Source organism: Kaistia adipata DSM 17808 (genome assembly GCF_000423225.1).
In the GTDB taxonomy this organism is placed as follows: domain Bacteria; phylum Pseudomonadota; class Alphaproteobacteria; order Rhizobiales; family Kaistiaceae; genus Kaistia; species Kaistia adipata.
The window spans coordinates 617097-639586 of record NZ_AUHO01000006.1 but is presented as its reverse complement, the minus strand read 5'-3'; the positions used below and the strand labels follow the sequence as shown (position 1 = coordinate 639586).

Sequence of the window (22490 nt, the reverse complement as noted above, 5' to 3'; positions counted from 1 at the left end):
GGAATACGGGAATGACGGACGTCAAACGAGAAACGGCGGAAAGCGCGGGCTTCGATCTGTTCGGAGTGCTGGCGCGGTTCGCGCCGCTGATCTTCCTGATCGCGCTGATGATCATTTTCGCGGTGCTCGAGCCGCGCTTCATGTCGTCGATCAACCTGTTCAACGTGATGCGGCAGGTGTCGATCACCGGTCTGCTGGCGATCGGCATGACCTTCGTCATCCTGACCGCCGGCATCGATCTGTCGATCGGCTCGCTGCTGGCCTTCGCCGGCCTCGTCGCCGCCGCCGTCGCCAAGGGCGGCATGCAGGACCGCTTCACGGTGGGCGAGGGCGTCGTCGGCTGGGGCTGGGAACTGGCGGCGCTCGCCGCCATCGCGGTCGGCGTCTGCGGCGGCCTGCTGCAGGGCCTCGCCATCACCCGCCTGAAGGTTCCGCCCTTCGTGGTGACGCTGGGCGGCATGTCGGTCTTCCGCGGCGCGGCGCTGCTGTTCGCCGCCGGCGGCCCGATCTCCGGCTTCCAGCCCGATTTCACCTGGTGGGGCCAGGGCAAGATCGGCCCGGTGCCGGTTCCGGTCATCATCTTCCTGGTCGCGGCGCTGCTCGCCCATATCGCGCTCCGCTACATGCGCTACGGGAGGCAGGTCTACGCGGTCGGCGGCAATCCGGAGGCGGCGCGATTGTCCGGCCTCAACGTCAACTGGGTGATCTGCAGCGTCTACGTGATCATGGGCTTCTTCGCGGGGCTCGGCGCCTTCGTGCTGTCGGCCCGCCTGAACTCGGCCGAGGCCGTCGCCGGCACGGGCTATGAGCTGACCGTGATCGCCTCGGTCGTCATCGGCGGCACGTCGCTGTTTGGCGGCGTCGGCACGATCTTCGGCACGGTGATCGGCTCGATCCTGATCGGCGTGCTGCTGAACGGCCTCGTGCTGATGAACGTGTCGTCCTACATCCAGCAGATCATCATCGGCGTGATCATCGTGCTGGCGGTCGCCTTCGACACCTTCGCCAAGTCGCGTCGCCGCAAGGCCTGACGAGACCGTCGCTTCCGCCTTGGAAATGGCCGCGCCTTGCGCGGCCATTTTCGTTTGGGGCGCCGTCCTGGCCGATGACGCTCCGCTCACGGCATCGCGAACGTCGGGTTGCGAACGGGCGTGATAGCGTGCGGCCTCGGCCGATCCAGGGATCGCGCCGGAGCAGGGGGAAGGCCGGTTGTCGTCATAGAGGAGGTAGCGATGTCCAGGCATGCAGGAGGAAGGGCCGGCGTCTCGCGCCGCTCCGCTCGCGCGGTGCTGGTAGCCGCCGTGCTCGTCGCCGGGTTCGGCGCGGGCGCCGCCCGGGCGCAGGACGGAACGGGGGATGCCCCGCCGCCGGGGCAGGATGCGACGCCGCGCCCGGACGCCGGAGCTGGCCCGCTTCCTCCCGGAGCCGGCCAGCCGATGCCGCGCGGCATGCGGTTCGTCATGCCGCCCGACTCGGCCCATGACGCGGTCGCGATCGTCCGCGAGATGGCGGACTATGTGGGCCAGCAGCAGAACATCCGCTTCGCCTATGACAGCGATATCGAGATCGTCACCCCGGACATGGAGAAGGTGCAGTTCACCAGTTCCGGCACGGCGTCGATCAGCCGGCCCGACAAGTTCCGCGTCACGCGCACCGGCGGCTATTCCGATGTCGAACTGCTCGCGGACGGCAGCAACCTCACCGTCTATGGCAAGAACCTGCAGCTTTACGGGCAGGCCGAGGCGCGCGGGTCGCTCGAGGTGGTGGTCGATCGGCTGCGCAACGAGTTCCAGCTCGACATTCCCGCCGCCGACCTGCTGGGCGGCGACGCCTTCGCCGCGCTGATGGACGGAGTCATCGAGGCCAAGCATATCGGCCGCGGCGTCGTCGGCGGCGTCGAATGCGACCATCTCGCCTTCCGCAATCACGATACCGACTGGCAGCTCTGGGTCCGGGTCGGCGATCAGCCCGTTCCGTGCCGGATGGTGATCACCAGCAAGACCGTCGGCATGGCCCCGCAATACACGCTGGAGTTCCATGACTGGGAGGATGGCGTCGCCTTTGCGCCGGACGCCTTCACCTTCGTTCCGCCGCGCGGGGCGCGGAAGGTCGATTTCGCCGGTCTGGCCGGCCTGGACGAGGTTCCGGCGAGCAGCGCCACGCCGTCCGACCAGATGCCGGGCGGTCCGATGCATGGCGGACGGATGCCGCCCGGCATGATGATGATGTCGCCCAACATGATGATGCCTAACATGATGTCGCCCGAGATGATGTCGCCGGAGATGATGTCCCCCGGCGGCATGGACTCCGGTGGCATGGACTCCGATGGCATGGGGGCGCGTCGCATGGGACCCGGCGGCATGCGGATGATGCGGGACAGGTCGCAGGGGGAAGCGCCCGCGCAAGGCCAGGGAGATAGGCCATGAACCGCTTCACATTCCGTCTGCGGGCTCGTCACGGGCTGCGCCTGGTCGCCATCGGGATCGGTCTGGCCGCCCTGTTCGTGTCCGACGCGCCGACGCAGGGCCCGGCATGGCCGAGCCTGGTCAGCCGGGCCGAGGCCATCATCGGCCGTCCTCTGACGCCGTTGAGCTATGCCGGCGTCGCCCGCCGGACGACGCGCCGGGACTATGGCGCCTACGCGGCGCCCTATGTCGCGGCTCCCTATGTGGCAGCGCCGCGCGCCGGCTGCGTTCGGGTGGTCGATGCCTATGGTCGCGTGACCTGGCGCTGCGTGTAGGAGCGCCGAGGGGACTGGCCTGCCAGTCTCCCCGCCCGCGGCGCGATCCGCCGTGGGTTTGTCCTGAACCCACCCTCGAGGCCCGGTTTCGCCGGGCCCGAGGGAGGGGCGCATCTCGCGAATGCCGGGGCGGCGTGTCCGCCTATTCCGCCGCCACCGCCTTGCGCTTGCGGGCCGCGAGCTTGGCCTTGTCGAGCACCGGCTTCAGGAAGCGGCCGGTATAGCTGCGCTCTTCCTTGACGATATCCTCCGGCCGGCCGACCGCGACGATCTCGCCGCCGCCGTCGCCGCCCTCGGGGCCGAGGTCGATGATCCAGTCGGCGGTCTTGATGACCTCGAGATTGTGCTCGATGACCACCACCGTGTTGCCCTGGTCGACCAGCGAATGCAGCACTTCCATCAGCTTGGCGACGTCGTGGAAATGCAGGCCCGTCGTCGGCTCGTCGAGGATGTAGAGCGTCTTGCCGGTGGCGCGGCGCGACAGCTCCTTGGCCAGCTTGACGCGCTGCGCCTCGCCGCCGGAGAGCGTCGTCGCCGGCTGGCCGACCTTGACGTAACCGAGCCCGACCTCCTCCAGCGTCGCCATCTTGTCGCGAATGCCGGGCACGGCCTGGAAGAACTCGCGCGCCTCCTCGACCGTCATGTCGAGCACGTCCGAGATCGACTTGTTCTTGAACTTCACGTCCAGCGTTTCGCGGCTGTAGCGCTTGCCCTTGCAGACTTCGCAGGTGACGTAGACGTCGGGCAGGAAGTGCATCTCGATCTTGATGACGCCGTCGCCCTGGCAGGCCTCGCAGCGGCCGCCCTTGACGTTGAACGAGAAGCGGCCCGGGCCGTAGCCTCGCACCTTGGCTTCCGGCAGGCCGGCGAACCATTCGCGGATCGGCGTGAAGGCGCCGGTATAGGTCGCCGGGTTGGAGCGCGGCGTGCGGCCGATCGGCGACTGGTCGATGTCGATGATCTTGTCGATCAGCTCCAGCCCGTCGATGCGGTCATGCGGCGCCGGATGGATGTGCGCGCCGTTCAGTCGCCTGGCCACCGCGGCGTAGAGCGTGTCGATCAGGAAGGTCGACTTGCCGCCGCCCGAGACGCCGGTGACGCAGGTGAACGTGCCAAGCGGGATGTCGGCCGAGACGTTCTTCAGATTGTTGCCGCGCGCGCCGACGACGCTGATCTTGCGCTTCTTGTCGATGGCGCGCCGCTTTTCCGGCACCTCGACGGAGAGCTCGCCGGAGAGATACTTGCCGGTCAGCGAGTTTGGATTGGCCATGATCTCGGCCGGCGTGCCCTTGGCGATGATCTGGCCGCCATGCACGCCCGCCTCCGGGCCGACGTCGACGACGTAGTCCGCCGTCATGATGGCGTCCTCGTCATGCTCGACGACGAGCACGGTGTTGCCGATGTCGCGCAGGTGCCTGAGCGTCTCCAGCAGCCGGTCATTGTCGCGCTGATGCAGGCCGATCGACGGCTCGTCGAGCACGTAGAGCACGCCGGTCAGGCCGGAGCCGATCTGCGAGGCGAGGCGGATGCGCTGGCTCTCGCCGCCCGACAGCGTGCCGGAATTGCGCGACAGCATCAGGTAGTCGAGGCCGACATCGACGAGGAAGGAGAGGCGCTCGCGGATCTCCTTCAGGATCCGGACCGCGATCTCGTTCTGCTTCTCGTTGAGCTCGGCCGGCAGCGCCTCGAACCAGCGCGCGGCGTTGCGGATCGAAAGCTCCGTGACCTGGGAGATGTTGCGGCCGGCGATCTTCACCGCCAGCGCCTCGGGCTTCAGCCGCGCGCCATTGCAGGCCTTGCACGGCGTCGAGCCCTGGTAGCGCTCGATCTCCTCGCGCGCCCAGTTCGATTCCGTCTCGCGCCAGCGCCGCTCGAGATTGGTGACGACGCCCTCAAAACTCTTTTGCGTGCGGTAGGCGCGGGTGCCGTCATTGTAGATGAACTCGATCTCGCCCTTGCCGGTGCCGAACAGGATGGCGTTCTGCGCCGCCTCGGGGATCTCGTCCCACGGCTTCGTCATGGCGAAATCGTAGTGGCGGGCGATCGCCTCCAGCGTCTGCGCGTAATAGGGCGAGGAGGATTTCGCCCACGGCGCCACCGCACCCTGTTTCAGCGACAGCGAGCCGTCCGGGACGACCAGGTCCGGGTCGATCTTCTTCTCCGAGCCGAGGCCGTCGCATTCCGGGCAGGCGCCGAACGGATTGTTGAACGAGAACAGCCGTGGCTCGATCTCGGCGATGGTGAAGCCGGAGACGGGGCAGGCGAACTTCTCCGAGAAGATGACGCGGCGCTCATTGCCCTTGTCGTCCTTCTCGTCGGCGAATTCGGCGACCGCGATGCCGTCGGCGAGCTCCAGCGCGGTCTGGAACGAATCCGCCAGCCGTGCCGTGATGTCGCCGCGCACGACGATGCGGTCGATCACGACGTCGATGTCGTGCTTCAGCTTCTTGTCGAGGACCGGCGCCTCGTCGATCTCGAAGAAGACGCCGTCCAGCTTGATGCGCTGGAAGCCCTTCTTCTGCAGCTCCGCCAGCTCCTTCTTGTACTCGCCCTTGCGGCCGCGGATCATCGGCGCCAGCAAATAGAGGCGGGTGCCCTCGGGCAGCGCCATGACGCGGTCGACCATCTGGCTGACCGTCTGGCTCTCGATCGGCAGCCCGGTCGCCGGCGAATAGGGAATGCCGACGCGCGCGAACAAGAGGCGCATGTAGTCGTAGATCTCGGTGACGGTGCCGACCGTCGAGCGCGGGTTCTTCGAGGTCGTCTTCTGCTCGATCGAGATGGCGGGCGACAGGCCGTCGATCTGGTCGACGTCCGGCTTCTGCATCATCTCCAGGAACTGGCGCGCATAGGCCGAGAGGCTCTCGACATAGCGGCGCTGGCCCTCGGCATAGATGGTGTCGAAGGCGAGCGACGACTTGCCCGAGCCGGAGAGGCCGGTCAGCACCACCAGCTTGTCGCGCGGGATGTCGATGTCGATGTTCTTGAGGTTGTGCTCGCGCGCCCCGCGGACGGAAATAAACTTGCCGGAGGTCGCGCCGGATGACCGCGCGTCAGCATGCTGAGCCATGTGTCGTCTGTCCAAGTGGAGGGGCGGGTGCGGAGCACCAAGGCCCAAATTTAGGCTTTCGGCCTTTCCATACAAGGATCGGGGCCGGATTGTCGCGGCATCAGGGTGATTCACCTGACGAGATCTTGCCAGCTCGGCCGGAATTGTCTAGAACAAAAAGAGAACAGGCCGGTCTGATGTGGACAAGGCCCGATTGTCGCGGGCGGGCCGTGTCATTTCGGGATAGTTTGGGGCCAGCAATGAGACAAGAAGGAACGGATCATGGCCGGTAGCGTCAACAAGGTCATTCTGGTCGGCAATCTCGGGCGCGACCCCGAGGTGCGGCGGATGAATTCGGGCGAGTCGGTCGTCAATCTGAACATCGCGACGTCGGAGAGCTGGCGCGACAAGCAGAGCGGCGAGCGCAAGGAAAAGACCGAGTGGCATCGCGTGGTGATCTTCAACGAGAACCTCGCCAAGATCGCCGAGCAGTACCTGAAGAAGGGCTCGAAGGTCTATGTCGAGGGTCAGTTGCAGACCCGCAAGTGGACCGACCAGCAGGGCGCCGAGAAGTTCACCACCGAGATCGTGCTGCAGCGTTTCCGCGGCGAGCTGACGCTGCTCGACGGTCGTTCGGGCGGCGGCGAGCAGTCGGATTACCAGGGCGGCGGCAGCGACTTCGGCCGCTCCAGCCCGCTCGAGGCGCCGCGCGGCGGCGGCCAGTCGCGCCAGCCGGCCGCGTCCTCGTCCTACGCGGCGGATCTCGACGACGACATCCCGTTCTAGGATCGGGCGCGAGGCAGGGTATCCTTCGCCTCCCTCGGGAGAGATGAGGAAGCCCGCTCGCAAGACCCCTCGCATGGAACATGGAAAGACCCGGGAAGCGGCCGCTTCCCGGGTTTTCGTTTGTCGTTTGTTCCGCGATGACCACCCTTTCAGGCCCATCGACCCACTCCGCCATCATCCTGAGGTGCTTCGCGTCAGCGAAGCCTCGAAGGAGGATCCAGCAGGTACCCAGGCCCGCGATCCGGAAAGGGTGTTCCCTGGACCCTCCTTCTAGGCCCGGCGTCGCCGGGCAACTCGGGATGATGGCCGAGCTCGAGAGTTCTGCTGTCAGACCATCACGCCGTCGAGGATGGCGCGGAACTCCTCCGCCGTCGCGGCGCGCGGGTTGGTGGCGTAGGAGTGGTCTGCGAGCGCCCGCTCCACCACCCAGGGCAGCTGGTCGTCGGTGACGCCGAGCGTCCGCAGGCCGGCGGGGATGCCGAGCCGGCGGTTGAGCGCGTCAAGCTCGTCGGCGAGGTCGGCCGTCTCGGGAAGGCCCATGGCGGCCGAGAGCCGGCGGATCTTGTCCGGAACGGTCTCCTGGTTGAAGCGCAGGATCGGAGGCATCAGGATGGCGTTCAGCGTGCCGTGATGCAGGCTCGGGCTCTTCAAGCCGCCGAGCGCGTGGCTGAGAGCATGCACGGCGCCGAGGCCCTTCTGGAAGGCGAGGCCGCCCTGCAGTGCGCCCATCATCATCTCGCTGCGCGCCTCGAGATCGCTGCCGTCGTTGAAGGCGCGCTCGAGGTGGTCCCAGATCCGCCGCGCGCCGTCGAGGCCGATGGCGTCGGCGACCGGATTCACGCGGGGCGACAGGAAGGTCTCGATGCAGTGCGACAGACCGTCGAGGCCGGTCGCGGCGGTGAGCCCGCGCGGCAGGCCGAGCGTCAGCTCGGGGTCGCAGATGGCGCGCTTCGGGATCAGATGCGGGCTGATGAAGCCGAGCTTGCGGCCGTCGTTCAGCGTCAGCAGCGCGGCGCGGCCGACCTCGGCGCCGGTGCCGGCGGTGGTCGGCACGGCGAGGATCGGCGCCACCTTGGCGCTGATGCGGGCGACGCCGCCGAAGATCGCCGCATAGGGCTCCAGCGGCCCCTCATGGGTGGCGAGCAGGGCGACGCCCTTGGCGAGGTCGATCGGCGAGCCGCCGCCGACCGCGACGACGCCGTCGCAGCCTTCGGCCTTGTAGATCTCCAGCGCCGCGAGGACGGCCGCCTCGGTCGGATTGGTCGGGATCTCGAGAAACACCGGTGCGCCGGCGGGAATAAGGGCGGCGACGCGGCCGAGCAGCCCGGAAGCCTGCAGCCCGCGATCGCTGACGATGAGCGGCTTCGTCACGCCGAGCGCGGCGAGGGCGTTCGGCAGTTCCGAAACGACGCCGGCTCCGAACTCGATCTGCGTCAGGTAGTTTATCGTACTCATCCGTCTCTCTTCCCGTATGGTCGCGCGGGCCGGTGGCCGGGCGGGAGAGTGGCAGGTCTGGCCGGCGAGCGACAGATGGTTTTTGCCGGCTCTGTGCATTAGCGATTCCCCGCGACGGGCCGAAGCTGTCGTCGTGGCGGAACGAGAGGGATATTCGATCGATGCCGATCCTGCCGGATGTCCTGCAGCCGGGCCTGCGCGTCGTGTTCTGCGGCACCGGCGCGGGCACCTACTCGGCACGGGCCGGCGCTTATTATGCCAATCCCGGCAACAAGTTCTGGCCGACCCTTCACGCCATCGGCCTGACCCCTCATCGCATCGCGCCGGCGGATTTCCGCCAGGTCCTCGATCACGGCATCGGCCTGACGGACGTCGCCAAGGAGCATGTCGGCCAGGATACGGTGATCGATCTCGCGCTCGTCGACGCGGGCGCGCTCGGCGCCAAGATTGCGCTCCATCGCCCCGCCATCCTGGCCTTCACCTCGAAGCGGGCGGCGAGCCTCTATCTCGACCACCCAACGGCCGCGATTCCCTACGGACCGCAGGACGTGTCGATCGGCCCGACGCGCATCCATGTCCTGACCTCGCCCTCCGGCCAGGCGGGACCGCACTGGTCGATCGAGCCGTGGCGGGATCTTGCGCGCGCGCTATCGGGATAGCTGGACAAGACGGCCTCGTCTGTTCGATCAAGGAACCGATGAGCCGCCGGTGACGCGGCCGGGACAGGAGGCCGGATGCCCGAGATCGCTTCGCTCTACCGCTACCCCGTGAAGGGCTTTTCGCCAGAGGCGCTGGACGCGGCGGAGCTGCGTCCCTTTCACCGTTTCGACGGCGACCGCGTCTATGCGATCGAGAACGGTCCCTCGGGCTTCGATCCGGATGCGCCGGGCTATCTGCCCAAGGCGAAGTTCCTCTGCCTGATGAAGAACGAGCGTCTCGCCGCGCTGGATACCCGTTTCGACCATGCCACCCATGTCTGGACGATCGACGGCCATGGCGACCGCTTCTCCGCCGATCTGTCGGATCCGGCCGGCCGCGCCGCGACGGCCGAGTTTCTTGCCGACTTCATGGGCGAGGAGCGGCGCGGGCCGCTCAAGGTGCTGTCGGCGCCGGGGCATGCCTTCACTGATGTCGGCAAGCCCTATGTGTCGTTCATCAATCTCGCCTCCGTCGAGGCGATCGGCGGCATGGTCGGCAAGTCGATCGATCCCCTGCGCTTTCGCGGCAACATCAACCTTTCGGGCCTGGAGGCCTGGCGGGAGCTGGAGCTCGTCGGCCGCGAGGCGCGGATCGGGAGTGCGCGGGTCCGCTTCACCAAGCGCATTCAGCGCTGCGCGGCGACCAATGTCGATCTCGCCACGGCGACCCGCGACCTCGACATTCCGAAGACGCTGCTGCGCGAGCTCGACCACATGGATTGCGGCATCTATGCCGACGTGATCGAAGGCGGCGGCATTCGCGTCGGCGACGGATTGAAGCTGGAAGGCTAGGGGCGCCGCGCGCGGCCGGGCCCGCTATTCCATCGGCACGACGCGCAGGATGCTCCAGCGCGAAGTCCCGGAGACGACGAAGGGCTCGAGCTTCTTGCCCCAGGCCATGTGCTCCGGGATGGTGGCGATGGTCTCGAAGAAGCGTTCGAGCTCGGCGAGGCTGTCGACCGTCATGTTGTTCTCGATCGTCGCCTCCTTGAGGCCGATCGAGCCGGTGAGGATCGACGTCCGGCTCGGGTCCAGCCCGGCTTTCCGGCCGATCTCCTTCTCCCATTCCCGCATCAGGTCGAGGGCAGCCTGCTTGTGCCCGAAACGCGCGTCGATCTGCCAGCGTGCGATGAACATGGCCTGTTCTCCCGGACGCCGGAAACCCTCCCGTCCGGGGTGCGGCGCCCTGGGCAAAATCCTAGCATGGGCCGGCCCGCGCGGACTTCACGTCTTGGTGGCAGCCGGCCGGGCGCGTGTTACCAGAACGGCTTGGCGGAGCGGACCTCGCGCCAGATCGGCGCGAGGGCGGCGAGTTGCTCGCGCTTTTCATGCGCCGCCGCGCCCAGCACCGCGCCGATCGCCCGCTGCAGGCCGGGCGCGGGCATCGAGCTGAACCGTTCCAGCAGGGCGCGGGTGGTCTCGATGTCGTTCAGGGCGCCGAGTGCCTGTTGCAGCGCCTTCACCCTGCCGCGGTACAGGGTCTGCTTGCGGGGCTTGCTCCAGAGCGGCGCCAGCATGTCCATCGCGTAGCTGTGGCGCTTGACGCTGATGCGCAGCCGGTGGCGTTCGCGATCGGAAAGCTGGAGCAGGCGCTTGCCGCGCCGCAGCTGCCGCCGCTGCATGCGGGCGAGCGCCTTGGCCGCGCGCGGTTTGACGGGACCCGCGAGGCGCTTGCGCAGGTCGCCGTGCGGGCCACGCCAGGGCGTGTCCGAGACCAGCAGCGCCAGGCCGAGCAGCAGCTTCTGCGGCAGCGGCCCGTCGAGCCGCGCCAGCATCTGCCGGCCCTGCGCGTCGCGAGCCGACTGCGCCGCCTCCGCCAGCGGCGAAAGATCGACGAGGCCGGCGAGGGTCTCCGCGTGGCGCGGCAGCGTCTCGGCGACGAACACGTCCCAGTTGCGCGCCTCGCCGAGCGTGTCGGCCAGCTCGCGGGCATCCGCCTCGGCGGTGCCGAAGCAGTCGCTGCCGCTCCAGTCGCGGCAGAGATCGAGCGCCGTCCGCAGCCGGCGCAGGGTGACGCGGAGCGCGTGGATCTCGTCCGGCCCCGGCCGGTCGAGCGTGGCGCGGACGGTCGCGACCAGCTCGGTCTGGCTGGCGGACAGGAGCGCGAGGATCGCCGCGTCGGTGGACGGGTGGGTCGCGAGGGGCATCGGGGTGCGGGATGGGCTCTGGTCTAGCATGTCGGTCCCTCAAGCGGCGGCATACGAGGCGGGCATTATACATCCGGCGCGGCGGATTGCGCCGGGCGGCGTGCGGCGCGGACGAGGGGCCTCACCCGATGCCGCGGACGATTTCGGTGATGCCGTCGGCCACGAACTGGACGGCGAGGGCGGCGAGCAGCACGCCGAGCAGTCGCGTCAGCACGATGCGGCCGGTATTGCCGAGCATCCGGTCGAGCGGGTCGGCGAGCAGGAACACCGCCAGGCAGGATCCGAGCAGCGCGGCGATGATGATCAAGAGGCCGATCATGCCCAGCGTGCTCGGCGCCGAGGCGGCGATCAGGATGGTCGCGGAAATGGCGCCCGGCCCGGCCATCAGCGGGATGGCGAGCGGAAAGATGGCGAGGTGGTGGATGTCGGCGGGATCGTGCGTGCGATCTTCCTCGATCGCCTTGGTGGCGCTCGCGAGCTTGCGCTGGTCGCGCCGCTCGAACACCATCTCGAAGCCGATCCAGAACAGCATCAGGCCGCCGGCGATGCGGAAGGCGGCGAGCGAGATGCCGAGGAAGCCGAGCAGGCCCTCGCCGACCAGCGCGAAGGCGTAGAGGATGATCGCGGCCGTGATCGTGGCGCGGAGCGCCGTCTGGCGGCGCTGCGCGCGCGACAGGCCACGCGTCAGGCCGACGAAGATCGGCGCGAGACCGAGCGGGTCGATCGTGACGAAGAGCGTGACCAGGGCGTTGAGGAAATAGTCGAGCACGTCGTCCCATCCGGTGGATCCAGCCGGTCATAGCAGCGCGCACGGGTCGTTGTCATCTCGGGCGGTGGTCCGTACCCGGTTTGCCATCCCCATGATTGCACGGGTGGCCGGTTTCAACCTGGCTTGTCTTGCCAGGGGCGAGGTGTCAGTGTGCCGCCGTTTTCCTGAGTGAAGCCAACTTTCAGAGAAGGCACGAACCGATGAGACGCATTCCATCCGTGGCCAAGCCGTCCTGGCGCGCGCTGACGCGGGCCACGCTCGCCCTGCTGGTGACGACGACGCTCGTCGCGCCGCACGTGGCGGAGGCCTGCACGAGCTTCCTGCTGCCGACGAAGGATGGCGGCAGCGTCTATGGCCGCACGATGGAGTTCGCCTTCGATCTCGAATCCCAGGCGATCGTCATTCCGCGCAACTTCGCGCTGGCGGCGAGCGGGCCCGACAACAAGCCCGGCAAGACGTGGAACAGCAAATATGCCGCCGTCGGCATGAATGCGCTGGGCATCGGCGTGCTGATCGACGGGCTGAACGAGAAGGGCCTCGCCGGCGGCATCCTCTATTTCCCGGAGAACGCCGCCTATGCCGATCCGGCCAAGGCGGATCCGGCGAAGGCGCTGGCGCCGTGGGACTTCCTGACCTGGGCGCTGACCAGCTTCGCGACGGTCGAGGAGGTCAAGGCGGCGCTCGGCGATGTCGTCGTCATCGACCTCGTGCAGGAGCAGATGAAGATCACCCCGCCGGTGCACTACACGCTGCACGATGCCACCGGCGCGTCGATCGTCATCGAACCGATCGACGGCGTGCTCAAGGTCTACGACAATCCGACCACGGTGATGACCAACTCGCCGCCGTTCGACTGGCACCTGACCAATTTGCGCAACTATGTGAAGCTGTCCGTGCATGAGCCGGATCCGCTGAAGGTGCGCGGCATGACGATCAAGCCGCCCGCCGGAGTGGGCGCCGGCATGCTCGGCGTTCCGGGTGACCCGACGGCGCCCTCGCGCTTCGTCCGCGCCTTCGCCTATCTGAAGTCGGCCGCCCCCGTGGCGGACGGCATCGAGAGCGTCCGCCTGGCCGAGCATATCCTCAACAATTTCGACCTGCCGAAGGGCTATATCCGCGAGGAGGACAAGGGTCGGCCGGACATGCTGGACTATACCCAGTGGAGCACCATCGCCGACCTCGGGAACGGCCAGTACTACGTCAAGACCTATGAGGATCCGACGCTGCGCTCCGTCAGCCTTGGGGATTTCGACCTCGACGCGAAGACGATCATGGCGGCGCCCATGCATGCGCCCGTCACGCCGCCGGCGCTGGAGTTCCCGAAGCCCTGAGGCAGAGCTGGTTCGCCGGGGCATCTTCTGTGTCCCGGCGAGGCCCCGGCGTTGACGCCGGTTCCAGTCGAGAGCAGCTTGTACGAAATCGGCACCATTCGGGGGAATCGAGCGATGCAGCAGTCGCGCAGGATCAAGGCGCCTGGCGTTCGGGGCGTGGCCGCGGCCGCGGCCTTCGTGCTTTCCGCGGCGACCGCCGCTCCCGCCGTCGCCGCCGATCTCGGCGCGCCACCAGCCGAATCCCCGCCGGAGCCCGCCCGGAGCGAGTGGTCGGTCATCGTCAGCCCGTATCTCTGGGCGGCGTCGCTCAGCGGCGAGGGCGCGCTGCGCGGCCGTTCGGTCAATGTCGAGGCGCCGTTCAGCGACATCGTCAAGGATCTCGACCTCGGCCTGATGGGCGCCGTCGAGATCACCAACGGCACGTTCGGCGCCTTCTTCAACGCGGAATATGTCGATGTCTCCAACAGCGACGTGCTGCAGCTCCAGCACCCCTCGGTGGGAGAGGTGACGGTCGGCGCCAGCATGACGACGACGATCATCGGCGCCGGCGCCTACTACAAGGTCTTTGAGACCGCGCTCGGCGGCGATACCGCCTTTGGCGCGCCGCGCGTCTTCAGCATCTCGCCCCTGGCCGGTGTGCGCTGGACCCGGCTCGAGGGCGATCTGAAGGCAACGGACGGCAATATGAGCCGCAACGTTTCCGACAGCCAGGAGTGGCTCGACCCGTTCGTCGGCGCGCGCGCCGACATCGACCTCTCGTCGCGCTGGAATCTCTTGATCGAGGGTGACGTCGGCGGCTTCGACGTCGGTTCCAAGATCGCCCTGAACGGCCAGGCCTATCTCGGCTACCGGACCCATTTCCTCGGCCACGAGACCATTCTTCGCCTCGGCTACCGGGCGCTCTACCAGGACTACAGCTCGGGCGGCTTCGCCTGGGACGTCACTCAGCACGGGCCCGTGCTCGGCGCTTCGGTGAAGTTCTAGCCGGCGCCGCCGGTCCGTTCCGCGCGTCAGATTGGAACCGTTGCCGGGTAACGGATCGAGGCTGCGTCGAAATGCAGGGGAATCCGGCATTTCGGCGCGATTCCTTGATGCCGCCACACGCGGGCTCTATGATGTCGGCAATCGAAACTGATTCCGGAAAATAACTTGTCCGATATCAATGAGCCGCCGCGCCCCGACGAGCCGGGTGATGGCCGGCCTTCCGACTTTGAAACGATCTCGATCACCGATGAGATGAAGCGGAGCTATCTCGATTACGCGATGAGCGTGATCGTGAGCCGCGCGCTTCCGGACGCGCGTGACGGCCTGAAGCCGGTGCACCGCCGCATCCTCTATTCGATGAACGAGAACGGCTACGACTGGAACAAGTCGTACCGCAAGTCGGCCCGCGTCGTCGGTGACGTGATCGGTAAGTACCATCCGCATGGCGACCAGTCGGTCTACATGGCGCTGGTCCGCATGGCGCAGGATTTCTCCATGCGCGTCATGCTGGCCGACGGTCAGGGCAATTTCGGCTCGGTCGACGGCGATAGCCCGGCGGCCATGCGTTACACCGAGGTCCGCCTCGCCAAGCCGGCCCATTCCCTGCTCGAGGATCTCGACAAGGACACGGTCGACTTCCAGGACAACTACGATAATTCGGAGCGCGAGCCCGTCGTCCTGCCGGCGCGCTTCCCGAACCTGCTCGTCAACGGCGCCGGCGGCATCGCCGTCGGCATGGCGACCAACATCCCCTCGCACAATCTCGGCGAGGTGATCGACACCTGCATCGCCTATCTCGAGAACCCGGCCATCACCATCGACGAGATGATGGAGATCATGCCGGGTCCGGATTTCCCCACCGCCGGCCTGATCATGGGCCGCGCCGGCATCCGCGCCGCCTATCACGAGGGCCGTGGCTCGATCCTGATGCGCGGCCGCGTGACCACCGAGACGGTTCGCAAGGAGCGCGAGGCTCTCGTCATCCACGAGATCCCGTACCAGGTGAACAAGGCGTCGATGATCGAGAAGATCGCCGAGCTCGTGCGCGACAAGCGCATCGAGGGCATCTCCGACATCCGTGACGAGTCCGACCGCCTGGGTATGCGGGTGGTGATCGAGCTGAAGCGTGACGCCGTCGCCGACGTCGTGCTGAACCAGGTCTATCGCTATTCGCCGCTGCAGACGTCGTTCGGCGTCAACATGGTGGCGCTGACCGGCGGCAAGCCGCAGTTGATGAACCTGAAGGACCTGATCCAGGCCTTCGTGTCGTTCCGCGAAGAGGTCGTCACTCGCCGCACGCGCTTCCTGCTCGCCAAGGCGCGTGACCGGGCGCACATCTTGCTCGGCCTCGGCATCGCCGTCGCCAATATCGACGAAGTCATCCACCTGATCCGCACCGCGCCCGATCCGTCGACGGCGCGCGAGCAGTTGATGGCGCGCCACTGGCCGGCGGGCGATATCGCGCCGCTGATCGCGCTGATCGCCGACCCGCGCTACAACCTGTCCGAGGACGGCACCTACCAGCTGTCCGAGGCGCAGGCCCGCGCCATCCTCGATCTGCGCCTGCAGCGCCTGACCGCGCTCGGCCGCGACGAGATCGCCGACGAGCTGGCCAAGCTCGGCGCCGAGATCGCCGACTACCTCGACATCCTGCGTTCGCGCGCCCGCATCATCGGCATCGTCCGCGACGAGCTCATCGCGGTCCGCGACGAATTCGCCACGCCGCGCAAGACCGAGATCGTCGAGGGTGGCGCCGATTTCGAGGACGAGGACCTCATCCAGCGCGAGGACATGGTCGTCACGGTCAGCCACGAGGGCTACATCAAGCGCGTGCCGCTGGTGACCTACCGGGCCCAGCATCGCGGCGGCAAGGGCCGTTCGGGCATGGCGACCAAGGACGAGGATTTCGTCACCCGCCTGTTCGTGACCAATACCCACACGCCGGTGGTGTTCTTCTCGTCGCGCGGCATCGCCTACAAGATGAAGGTCTGGCGCCTGCCGCTGGCCGCTCCGCAGGCTCGCGGCAAGTTCCTGAACAACCTCCTGCCGCTGCAGGACGGCGAGCGCATCACCTCGATCCTGCTTTTGCCGGAGGACGAGGAGAGCTGGTCGACGCTCGACGTCATGTTCGCGACGACGCGCGGCACGGTTCGCCGCAACAAGCTGTCCGACTTCGTCCAGGTGAACCGCAATGGCAAGATCGCCATGAAGTTCGACGACGAGGACGATGCGATCGTCGATGTCCAGCTCTGCTCCGAGCATGACGACGTGCTGCTGACGACCGCCGACGGCCAGTGCATCCGCTTCGCGGTCACCGACGTCCGCGTCTTCAAGGGCCGTGACTCGACCGGCGTGCGCGGCATCGCGCTGGCCGAGGGCGACCGCATCATCTCGATGGCGATCCTGCATCACTTCGACGCCAATGGCGACGAGCGCGCCGCCTATCTGAAGATGAGCCGCGCGGTGCGCGGCGAGGTCGAGGATGCGACGGTCATCGAGCACGATGCGGACGAAGTCGTTGGCAGCGATACGCTGCCGCAGACGCGCTACGCCGAAATGAGCGCGGCCGAGCAGTTCGTCCTCACCATTTCCGAGAACGGCTATGGCAAGCGGACGTCGTCCTTCGAGTACCGCATCACCGGCCGCGGCGGTAAGGGAATCGTCGCCATGGCGGTGAACGAGCGCAACGGCAAGCTGATCGCCTCGTTCCCGGTCGAGGACAGCGACCAGATCATGCTGGTGACCGATGGTGGCCAGATGATCCGCATGCCGGTCGGCGGCGACAAGCCGATCCGCATCGTCGGCCGCGGCTCGCAGGGCGTCATCGTGTTCAACACGAACGAGAGCGAGAAGGTCGTCTCGGTCGATCGCCTGTCCGATGTCGAGGAAGACGAGGAAGAGGCGCCGCCGGCGGCCTGAGCACGGAAAACGAGAACGCCGGCCTCGGGGTAAAGGCCGGCGTTTTCACGAGAAGGGTTTGGAAGGTCAGGGGTGAGGGGAAACCCTCAGTTCGCGTCCGAGACGGGAACGCGGGTGATGACGGACATGCCCTGCTGGCTGTCGACGACAGTGATGGTGCGGGCATCCGGGGTCGCCGGCGCCGTGACCAGGCGGTCTGTCTTCTTCGCAGCCGGGATATCCCTGTCCGTGTAGACGGCGGCGCTGGCGAAGCCGACCGCGATGGTGGCAGCGGCGCAGGTCGCGAGAATGGTGGTGTGGAACCACGTCGTCATGGATCGGCTCCCTCTGTCTTGTTGCGCCGGAACTTGAACGCAACATGCCCTACTGCCTATGAACGGCATCACAAGGCGCGGTTCATTTGCTGTTCATCTGGGGAGGCAATGCCGGTTTGGGAAGTTGGTTCCCCGAACTTGTTCGCTTCCCTTTTGTAAACCTTGCGTGAGAATCCGAGACCGGTCCGGGAGCAAGTTGTGATCATGGCGCGCATAGCCTTCTATCCGGGGTCGTTCGACCCGCCGACCAACGGCCATCGCGACATGCTGGAGGCCGGCCTCGCGCTGGCCGACCGGCTGGTGGTCGCGATCGGCGTCCATCCGGGCAAGACACCGCTGTTCTCCTTCGACGAGCGGGTCGCGCTGATCCGCGAGATCGTCGGCGAAATCGGCGAGGACGCGGGTCGGGTCGAGGTCATCGCCTTTGACGGGCTGACGGTCGACGCGGCGCGCGACGCCGGCGCGTCGCTGATGATCCGCGGCCTGCGCGACGGCACCGATCTCGACTACGAGATGCAACTCACCGGCATGAACGGCGCGATGGCGCCGGCGATCCGGACGGTTTTCCTTCCCGCCACGCCCGCAACCCGTCACATCACCGCGACATTGGTGCGGCAGATCGCGAAAATGGGTGGCGATGTCGCGCCGTTCGTACCACCTTGCGTTGCCCGAAAGCTGACACAAAAATTCAGTTCCTGATGCCGCCGCGACCGGCGGCAGCGTTCCCACACCGGAGAACCTCGTGACCCGTTTCCTTGGCCTGATGGCGGCTCTTGTCGCCGCCTTCCTGTTCATCGCCGCGCCCGCCCAGGCCGCGAGCGAGAAGCTCGATCCCGAGAACACGATCTATCTCGACCTCAAGGATGGTCGCGTGGTGATCAAGCTGCGCCCCGACCTCGCGCCGAAGCACGTCGCCCAGATCAAGAAGCTGACGCGCGAGGGCTTCTATGACGGCATCGTCTTCCACCGCGTGATCGACGGCTTCATGGCCCAGACGGGCGATCCGACCGGCACCGGCATGGGCGGCTCGAAGGAGTCCGACCTGAAGGCCGAGTTCTCGAAGGCGCATTTCGCCCGCGGCACGCTCGGCATGGCGCGCTCGCAGAACCCCGATTCCGCCAATTCGCAGTTCTTCATCATGTTCGCCGATGGCGGCTTCCTCGACGGCCAGTACACCGCCTGGGGCGAGGTCGTCGACGGCATGCAGTTCGTCGACAAGATCGCCAAGGGCGAGCCGCCGGCGAACCCCGACAAGATCGTGAAGATGCAGGTCGCCGCCGACGCCAAGTAGGCGCCGGCGCGATCATCGCCGCCGACGCAGCGCCGTCGGCACTTTGCCGCGCCGCCCCAAGGCGCGGCTCCTCAGAAGGAGACGACCCGTGGCCGACATCAAGGACCCGGAGAACACCCTCATCCTCGAGACCACCCAGGGCACGGCGATCATCGCGCTGCGTCCGGACCTCGCGCCGAACCACGTCGCGCGCATCAAGGAACTGGCCCGAGAGGGCTTTTATGACGGCATCGTCTTCCATCGCGTGATCGACGGCTTCATGGCCCAGACGGGCGATCCGACCGGCACCGGCATGGGCGGTTCGGGCAAGAAGCTGAAGGCCGAGTTCTCGCGCGAGCCGCACGTCCGCGGCACCGCGTCGATGGCCCGCGCCCAGAACCCGGATTCGGGCGACAGCCAGTTCTTCCTCTGCTTCGGCGACGCCCGCTTCCTCGACGGCCAGTACACCGTCTGGGGCCAGGTCATCGAGGGCATGGACAACATCGACAAGATCAAGCGCGGCGAGCCGGTCCAGAACCCGGACAAGATCGTCTCGATGAAGGTCGCCGCCGACGCGGCGTGACGACCCGTCCGGCAGGCTGCGGCGCCAAGCCGTTTGCAATGCCGGGCCCGGCTGATTAGGAGAGGGACGCCGTCCATGACGGCGTCCCTCTTTGTTTGAGCATCATGCGCGTCGACCTTTTCGATTTCGATCTCCCCGAGGAGAACATCGCCCTGCGTCCGGCCCGGCCGCGCGATAGCGCGCGCCTGCTCGTCGTCCGGCAGGGCGAGCCCCTCGAGGACCGCATCGTGCGCGAGCTGCCGGACCTGCTGCGGCCCGGCGACGCGCTCGTCTTCAACGACACCAAGGTGATCCCGGCCCAGCTCTTCGGCGAGCGCGTGCGCGACGGCGTTTCGGCCCGCATCGCCGTGACGCTGCACATGCGCGAGGCGGGCGACCGCTGGCGCGCCTTCGTGCGCCCGGCGAAGAAGCTGCAGCTCGGCGACCGCATCCAGTTCGGCGAGACGGAAGATCGCGCCTGCCTGATCGCCGGCCTCGCCGCCACCGTGGCCGAGAAGGGCGACGCCGGCGAAGTCGTGCTCGCCTTCGACCTCTCGGGTCCGATCCTCGACGAAGCGATCGCCTCGGTCGGCCACATCCCGCTGCCGCCCTACATCGCCTCCAAGCGCCATGAGGACGACGAGGACCGGCGCGACTACCAGACCATCTATGCCCGCGAGGAGGGCGCCGTCGCGGCGCCGACCGCCGGCCTGCATTTCACGCCCGATCTTTTCGCGCGCCTTGATGCGCTCGGGGTCGAGCGGCATTTCGTGACGCTGCATGTCGGCGCCGGCACCTTCCTGCCCGTGAAGGCCGACGATACGGCCGAGCACAAGATGCATGCCGAGCGCGGCGAGGTTTCCGCCGCGACCGCCGACGCGCTGAACGCGGTGCGGGCACGTGGCAACCGCGTCATCGCCGTCGGCACCACGTCGCTCCGCCTGCTCGAGAGCGCGGCCGGCGAGGACAAGGTCATCCGGCCGTTCAACGGCCCGACCTCGATCTTCATCACGCCCGGCTATCGCTTCCGCGCGATCGACCTCTTGATGACCAATTTCCACCTGCCGCGCTCGACGCTGTTCATGCTCGTTTCCGCCTTCGCCGGACTGGAGACGATGCAGGCGGCCTATGCCCACGCGATCGAGACCGGCTACCGCTTCTATTCCTACGGCGACGCGTCGCTGCTTTTCCCGAGCGAGACCTGATGACCGAGCGCTTCACCTTCACCCTGCTCGCCAAGGACGGCATGGCGCGTCGCGGCGAGATCTCGATGCCGCGCGGAACGATCCGCACGCCCGCCTTCATGCCGGTCGGCACGGCCGGCACGGTGAAGGCGATGTATCCGGGCCAGGTGCGCGAGCTCGGCGCCGACATCATCCTCGGCAACACCTATCACCTGATGCTGCGGCCGGGCGCCGAGCGGGTCGCCAAGCTCGGCGGCCTGCACACCTTCGCCAACTGGCCGCATCCGATCCTGACGGATTCCGGCGGCTTCCAGGTCATGTCGCTGGCGCAGCTCCGCAAGCTCAATGAGCACGGCGTCACCTTCCAGAGCCACATCGACGGCCGCCGCTACGAGCTGACGCCGGAGCGCTCCGTCGAGATCCAGGGCCTGCTCGACAGCGATATCCAGATGCAGCTCGACGAGTGCGTCGGCCTGCCGACGACCGAGAAGGAAATCGAGCGCGCGATGAACCTGTCGCTGCGCTGGGCCGAGCGCTCCAAGGCCGCCTTTGGCGACCAGCCCGGCAAGGCGATCTTCGGCATCGTCCAGGGTGGCGACAGCCCGCGCCTGCGCGTCGAGAGCGCCCAGGCGCTGAAGGCGATGGATTTCAAGGGCTATTCGATCGGCGGTCTCGCCGTCGGCGAGCCGCAGCATGTCATGCTCGAGATGCTGATGGTGACGACGCCGGAGCTGCCCGAGGAGAAGCCGCGCTACCTGATGGGCGTCGGCACGCCGGACGACATCCTCGAATCCGTCGCGCGCGGCGTCGACATGTTCGACTGCGTGATGCCGACCCGCGCCGGCCGGCACGGCCTCGCCTTCACGCGCTTCGGCAAGGTGAACCTGAAGAACGCCCGCCACGCCGAGGATCACCGTCCTCTCGACGAGGCGTCCGACTGTCCGGCGAGCCGCGACTATTCCCGCGCCTACCTGCATCACCTGTTCAAGGCGAACGAGACGCTGGCGGCGATGCTCCTGACCTGGAACAACCTCGCCTATTACCAGACGCTCATGGCCGGCATCCGCGCCTCGATCGACGAGCAGCGCTTCGAAGCCTTCCGCCTCGCCACCAAGGAAGGCTGGGCGAGGGGCGACATCCCGGCGCTGTAGGAGCCGAGGCCCGGCGTCCGTCGGCGCGGAGCCTCATCCTTCACGGCGTGCGTGCAGGGTTCGATCTCAACATCCTGAGGAGCCTTGCGAAGCAAGGCGTCTCGAAGGACGCACGGCGTGAGGGCAGTCGACCTATCGATGGTACGGGGGCTCTGCGTGCTTCGAGACGGCCCTTCGGGGCCCCTCAGCATGTTGACGACGGTGGGTCGCGCGCCGAATTCGCAGAAAATCTCCGCCGTCATCCCTGCGCAAGCAGGGATTCACCTTTCCCTCGCGCTGGGCGCGGACGGATCCGGTGGTGCTTGCTCCGCTGTGCCCGAGCCTCGTCGCTGCGTGGATCCCTGCTTGCGCAGGGATGACGGCGCGGGTGGTGAGAGGCTGAGCCTACATAGGCGAGGCGCGGCGTGCCTCAGCTCGCCCAGCCCGGGAACAGCGCGGTCAGGCTCGCGACCAGCATCTCCATGGCGATCGCCGCGAGGATCATGCCCATCAGCCGCTTGGTCACGGTCATGATCGTCGGCGAGACGACGCGACCGATGAAGGGGCCGCTGATCAGCACGGCGCCGAGCAAGGCGACGAAGGCGATGACGCCGGCCGAGAAGGCGACGACGTCGCCGCCCGCCTTCGCCTCATGCGCATAGACGACGAGGGCCGAGATGGTGCCCGGGCCGAGCAGGATCGGGATGCTCAGCGGATAGAAGGCGACGTTGCTGGCGCTCTTGAAGCTCTTCTGCTCCTCGGGCGATCCGGCATGGGACGGGCTGTCCGCGCCGTTCAGCATGTTGAGCGCGATGAGCAGCACGATCAGGCCGCCGGCGAGACGGAAATGGTTCACGTCGAGGCCGAAGAAGCCGAGGATGGCGGTCCCGGCGACGGCGGAGATCAGGCTGCCGATGGCGACCGTGATGGTGACGAGGATCGCCGTGCGCCGCTGCTCGCCCTCGGTCATCCCGGTGGTCAGCGAGAGGAAGATCGGCAGGTTGGCGATCGGATTCATGATCGCGAACAACGCAGAGAAGATCTTGATCGCGAACGCGAAATCCATGTGCCCCGGCCCCCGTGCCATCGAATGAGTTGCGTTGCATCCTTTCCATCGCCTCGGGGTAGGTCAAGCGGATCCTCGCCCGCGAT

The 22490-nt window shown here is 67.3% G+C and carries 21 protein-coding genes; 14 read left to right on the top strand and 7 right to left on the bottom strand.

All coding sequences use genetic code 11. The features are described from left to right. Window positions 1-11 precede the first annotated feature (11 nt). The 3 genes from G539_RS0103280 (at window position 12) to G539_RS0103270 (ending at window position 2740) form a co-directional block, all read left to right on the top strand. Complete coding sequence (locus G539_RS0103280; protein WP_029073930.1) at window positions 12-1031, top strand: ABC transporter permease; 1020 nt, start codon at window positions 12-14, stop codon at window positions 1029-1031. 201 nt (window positions 1032-1232) lie between these two features. Then, entirely contained in the window at window positions 1233-2426 is a 1194-nt protein-coding gene (locus G539_RS26910; RefSeq protein WP_156911763.1) for a DUF2092 domain-containing protein, read from the top strand. Then, window positions 2423-2740, top strand: coding sequence for a hypothetical protein (locus G539_RS0103270; RefSeq protein ID WP_156911761.1), 318 nt, complete (start codon window positions 2423-2425; stop codon window positions 2738-2740). Before G539_RS26910 ends, G539_RS0103270 begins: the two co-directional genes overlap by 4 nt. 142 nt (window positions 2741-2882) lie before the next feature. On the opposite strand, the gene uvrA is transcribed toward G539_RS0103270, so the two are convergent. Beyond that, entirely contained in the window at window positions 2883-5810 is a 2928-nt protein-coding gene (uvrA, locus tag G539_RS0103265; protein WP_029073928.1) for an excinuclease ABC subunit UvrA, read from the bottom strand. Between the two features lie 261 nt (window positions 5811-6071). Between uvrA and G539_RS0103260 the strand changes: the two genes are divergently transcribed. Further along, window positions 6072-6575, top strand: coding sequence for a single-stranded DNA-binding protein (locus tag G539_RS0103260; protein WP_029073927.1), 504 nt, complete (start codon window positions 6072-6074; stop codon window positions 6573-6575). Between the two features lie 327 nt (window positions 6576-6902). Here G539_RS0103260 and G539_RS0103255 read toward each other — a convergent pair whose 3' ends face one another. Further along, entirely contained in the window at window positions 6903-8030 is a 1128-nt protein-coding gene (locus tag G539_RS0103255; RefSeq protein WP_029073926.1) for an iron-containing alcohol dehydrogenase, read from the bottom strand. Between the two features lie 161 nt (window positions 8031-8191). On the opposite strand from G539_RS0103255, the gene G539_RS0103250 reads away from it, so the two are divergent. Both G539_RS0103250 and G539_RS0103245 read left to right on the top strand, forming a co-directional pair. Beyond that, the gene (locus G539_RS0103250; RefSeq protein WP_029073925.1) at window positions 8192-8689 is read left to right on the top strand and encodes a mismatch-specific DNA-glycosylase; all 498 of its coding nucleotides are present in this window, start codon (window positions 8192-8194) and stop codon (window positions 8687-8689) included. A gap of 75 nt (window positions 8690-8764) precedes the next feature. Continuing rightward, window positions 8765-9520: an MOSC domain-containing protein gene (locus tag G539_RS0103245; protein WP_029073924.1), complete on the top strand. Its 756-nt coding sequence runs from the start codon at window positions 8765-8767 to the stop codon at window positions 9518-9520. A gap of 24 nt (window positions 9521-9544) precedes the next feature. Here the strand turns inward: G539_RS0103245 and G539_RS0103240 are convergent, their stop codons facing one another. The 3 genes from G539_RS0103240 to G539_RS0103230 all read right to left on the bottom strand — a co-directional run bounded on the left by G539_RS0103240 (window position 9545) and on the right by G539_RS0103230 (window position 11644). Then, window positions 9545-9865 carry a hypothetical protein gene (locus tag G539_RS0103240; RefSeq protein WP_029073923.1) on the bottom strand — a complete coding sequence of 107 codons (321 nt, stop codon included), beginning with the start codon at window positions 9863-9865 and terminating at the stop codon, window positions 9545-9547. 119 nt (window positions 9866-9984) lie between these two features. After that, the gene (locus tag G539_RS0103235; RefSeq protein WP_084639764.1) at window positions 9985-10905 is read right to left on the bottom strand and encodes a CHAD domain-containing protein; all 921 of its coding nucleotides are present in this window, start codon (window positions 10903-10905) and stop codon (window positions 9985-9987) included. A gap of 91 nt (window positions 10906-10996) precedes the next feature. After that, entirely contained in the window at window positions 10997-11644 is a 648-nt protein-coding gene (locus G539_RS0103230) for a MarC family protein (RefSeq protein WP_029073921.1), read from the bottom strand. Between the two features lie 200 nt (window positions 11645-11844). Here G539_RS0103230 and G539_RS0103225 point away from each other — a divergent pair, with 200 nt between their 5' ends. The 3 genes from G539_RS0103225 to gyrA all read left to right on the top strand — a co-directional run bounded on the left by G539_RS0103225 (window position 11845) and on the right by gyrA (window position 16878). Further along, complete coding sequence (locus G539_RS0103225; protein ID WP_029073920.1) at window positions 11845-12975, top strand: linear amide C-N hydrolase; 1131 nt, start codon at window positions 11845-11847, stop codon at window positions 12973-12975. A 114-nt stretch (window positions 12976-13089) separates the two neighbouring features. Continuing rightward, window positions 13090-13959 (top strand): hypothetical protein, encoded by an 870-nt coding sequence (locus G539_RS0103220; protein WP_029073919.1) that lies wholly within the window; start codon window positions 13090-13092, stop codon window positions 13957-13959. Window positions 13960-14211: 252 nt separating this feature from the next. Beyond that, the gene (gene gyrA, locus G539_RS23535) at window positions 14212-16878 is read left to right on the top strand and encodes a DNA gyrase subunit A (RefSeq protein ID WP_245576796.1); all 2667 of its coding nucleotides are present in this window, start codon (window positions 14212-14214) and stop codon (window positions 16876-16878) included. Between the two features lie 86 nt (window positions 16879-16964). Here gyrA and G539_RS0103210 read toward each other — a convergent pair whose 3' ends face one another. Further along, window positions 16965-17192: a hypothetical protein gene (locus tag G539_RS0103210; RefSeq protein WP_029073918.1), complete on the bottom strand. Its 228-nt coding sequence runs from the start codon at window positions 17190-17192 to the stop codon at window positions 16965-16967. A gap of 204 nt (window positions 17193-17396) precedes the next feature. Here G539_RS0103210 and coaD point away from each other — a divergent pair, with 204 nt between their 5' ends. The 5 genes from coaD (at window position 17397) to tgt (ending at window position 21359) form a co-directional block, all read left to right on the top strand. Beyond that, window positions 17397-17891 (top strand): pantetheine-phosphate adenylyltransferase, encoded by a 495-nt coding sequence (gene coaD / locus G539_RS0103205; protein ID WP_029073917.1) that lies wholly within the window; start codon window positions 17397-17399, stop codon window positions 17889-17891. A 64-nt stretch (window positions 17892-17955) separates the two neighbouring features. After that, entirely contained in the window at window positions 17956-18483 is a 528-nt protein-coding gene (locus G539_RS0103200; protein ID WP_035830252.1) for a peptidylprolyl isomerase, read from the top strand. An 88-nt stretch (window positions 18484-18571) separates the two neighbouring features. Further along, window positions 18572-19045 carry a peptidylprolyl isomerase gene (locus tag G539_RS0103195; protein ID WP_029073915.1) on the top strand — a complete coding sequence of 158 codons (474 nt, stop codon included), beginning with the start codon at window positions 18572-18574 and terminating at the stop codon, window positions 19043-19045. A gap of 104 nt (window positions 19046-19149) precedes the next feature. Further along, entirely contained in the window at window positions 19150-20229 is a 1080-nt protein-coding gene (queA, locus tag G539_RS0103190; protein ID WP_029073914.1) for a tRNA preQ1(34) S-adenosylmethionine ribosyltransferase-isomerase QueA, read from the top strand. Further along, window positions 20226-21359 (top strand): tRNA guanosine(34) transglycosylase Tgt, encoded by a 1134-nt coding sequence (gene tgt, locus G539_RS0103185; protein ID WP_029073913.1) that lies wholly within the window; start codon window positions 20226-20228, stop codon window positions 21357-21359. The genes queA and tgt overlap by 4 nt, the downstream gene beginning before the upstream one ends. Window positions 21360-21768: 409 nt before the next feature. Here the strand turns inward: tgt and G539_RS0103180 are convergent, their stop codons facing one another. Beyond that, entirely contained in the window at window positions 21769-22404 is a 636-nt protein-coding gene (locus tag G539_RS0103180) for a MarC family protein (protein ID WP_029073912.1), read from the bottom strand. Window positions 22405-22490: the final 86 nt, after the last annotated feature.

Coding starts and splice junctions, on each gene's coding strand:
- G539_RS0103280 (WP_029073930.1), top strand. CDS start 12: ATGACGGACGTCAAACGAGAAACGGCGGAAAGCGCGGGCTTCGATCTG.
- G539_RS26910 (WP_156911763.1), top strand. CDS start 1,233: ATGTCCAGGCATGCAGGAGGAAGGGCCGGCGTCTCGCGCCGCTCCGCT.
- G539_RS0103270 (WP_156911761.1), top strand. CDS start 2,423: ATGAACCGCTTCACATTCCGTCTGCGGGCTCGTCACGGGCTGCGCCTG.
- uvrA (WP_029073928.1), bottom strand. CDS start 5,810: ATGGCTCAGCATGCTGACGCGCGGTCATCCGGCGCGACCTCCGGCAAG.
- G539_RS0103260 (WP_029073927.1), top strand. CDS start 6,072: ATGGCCGGTAGCGTCAACAAGGTCATTCTGGTCGGCAATCTCGGGCGC.
- G539_RS0103255 (WP_029073926.1), bottom strand. CDS start 8,030: ATGAGTACGATAAACTACCTGACGCAGATCGAGTTCGGAGCCGGCGTC.
- G539_RS0103250 (WP_029073925.1), top strand. CDS start 8,192: ATGCCGATCCTGCCGGATGTCCTGCAGCCGGGCCTGCGCGTCGTGTTC.
- G539_RS0103245 (WP_029073924.1), top strand. CDS start 8,765: ATGCCCGAGATCGCTTCGCTCTACCGCTACCCCGTGAAGGGCTTTTCG.
- G539_RS0103240 (WP_029073923.1), bottom strand. CDS start 9,865: ATGTTCATCGCACGCTGGCAGATCGACGCGCGTTTCGGGCACAAGCAG.
- G539_RS0103235 (WP_084639764.1), bottom strand. CDS start 10,905: ATGCTAGACCAGAGCCCATCCCGCACCCCGATGCCCCTCGCGACCCAC.
- G539_RS0103225 (WP_029073920.1), top strand. CDS start 11,845: ATGAGACGCATTCCATCCGTGGCCAAGCCGTCCTGGCGCGCGCTGACG.
- G539_RS0103220 (WP_029073919.1), top strand. CDS start 13,090: ATGCAGCAGTCGCGCAGGATCAAGGCGCCTGGCGTTCGGGGCGTGGCC.
- gyrA (WP_245576796.1), top strand. CDS start 14,212: ATGAAGCGGAGCTATCTCGATTACGCGATGAGCGTGATCGTGAGCCGC.
- G539_RS0103210 (WP_029073918.1), bottom strand. CDS start 17,192: ATGACGACGTGGTTCCACACCACCATTCTCGCGACCTGCGCCGCTGCC.
- coaD (WP_029073917.1), top strand. CDS start 17,397: ATGGCGCGCATAGCCTTCTATCCGGGGTCGTTCGACCCGCCGACCAAC.
- G539_RS0103200 (WP_035830252.1), top strand. CDS start 17,956: ATGGCGGCTCTTGTCGCCGCCTTCCTGTTCATCGCCGCGCCCGCCCAG.
- queA (WP_029073914.1), top strand. CDS start 19,150: ATGCGCGTCGACCTTTTCGATTTCGATCTCCCCGAGGAGAACATCGCC.
- G539_RS0103180 (WP_029073912.1), bottom strand. CDS start 22,404: ATGGATTTCGCGTTCGCGATCAAGATCTTCTCTGCGTTGTTCGCGATC.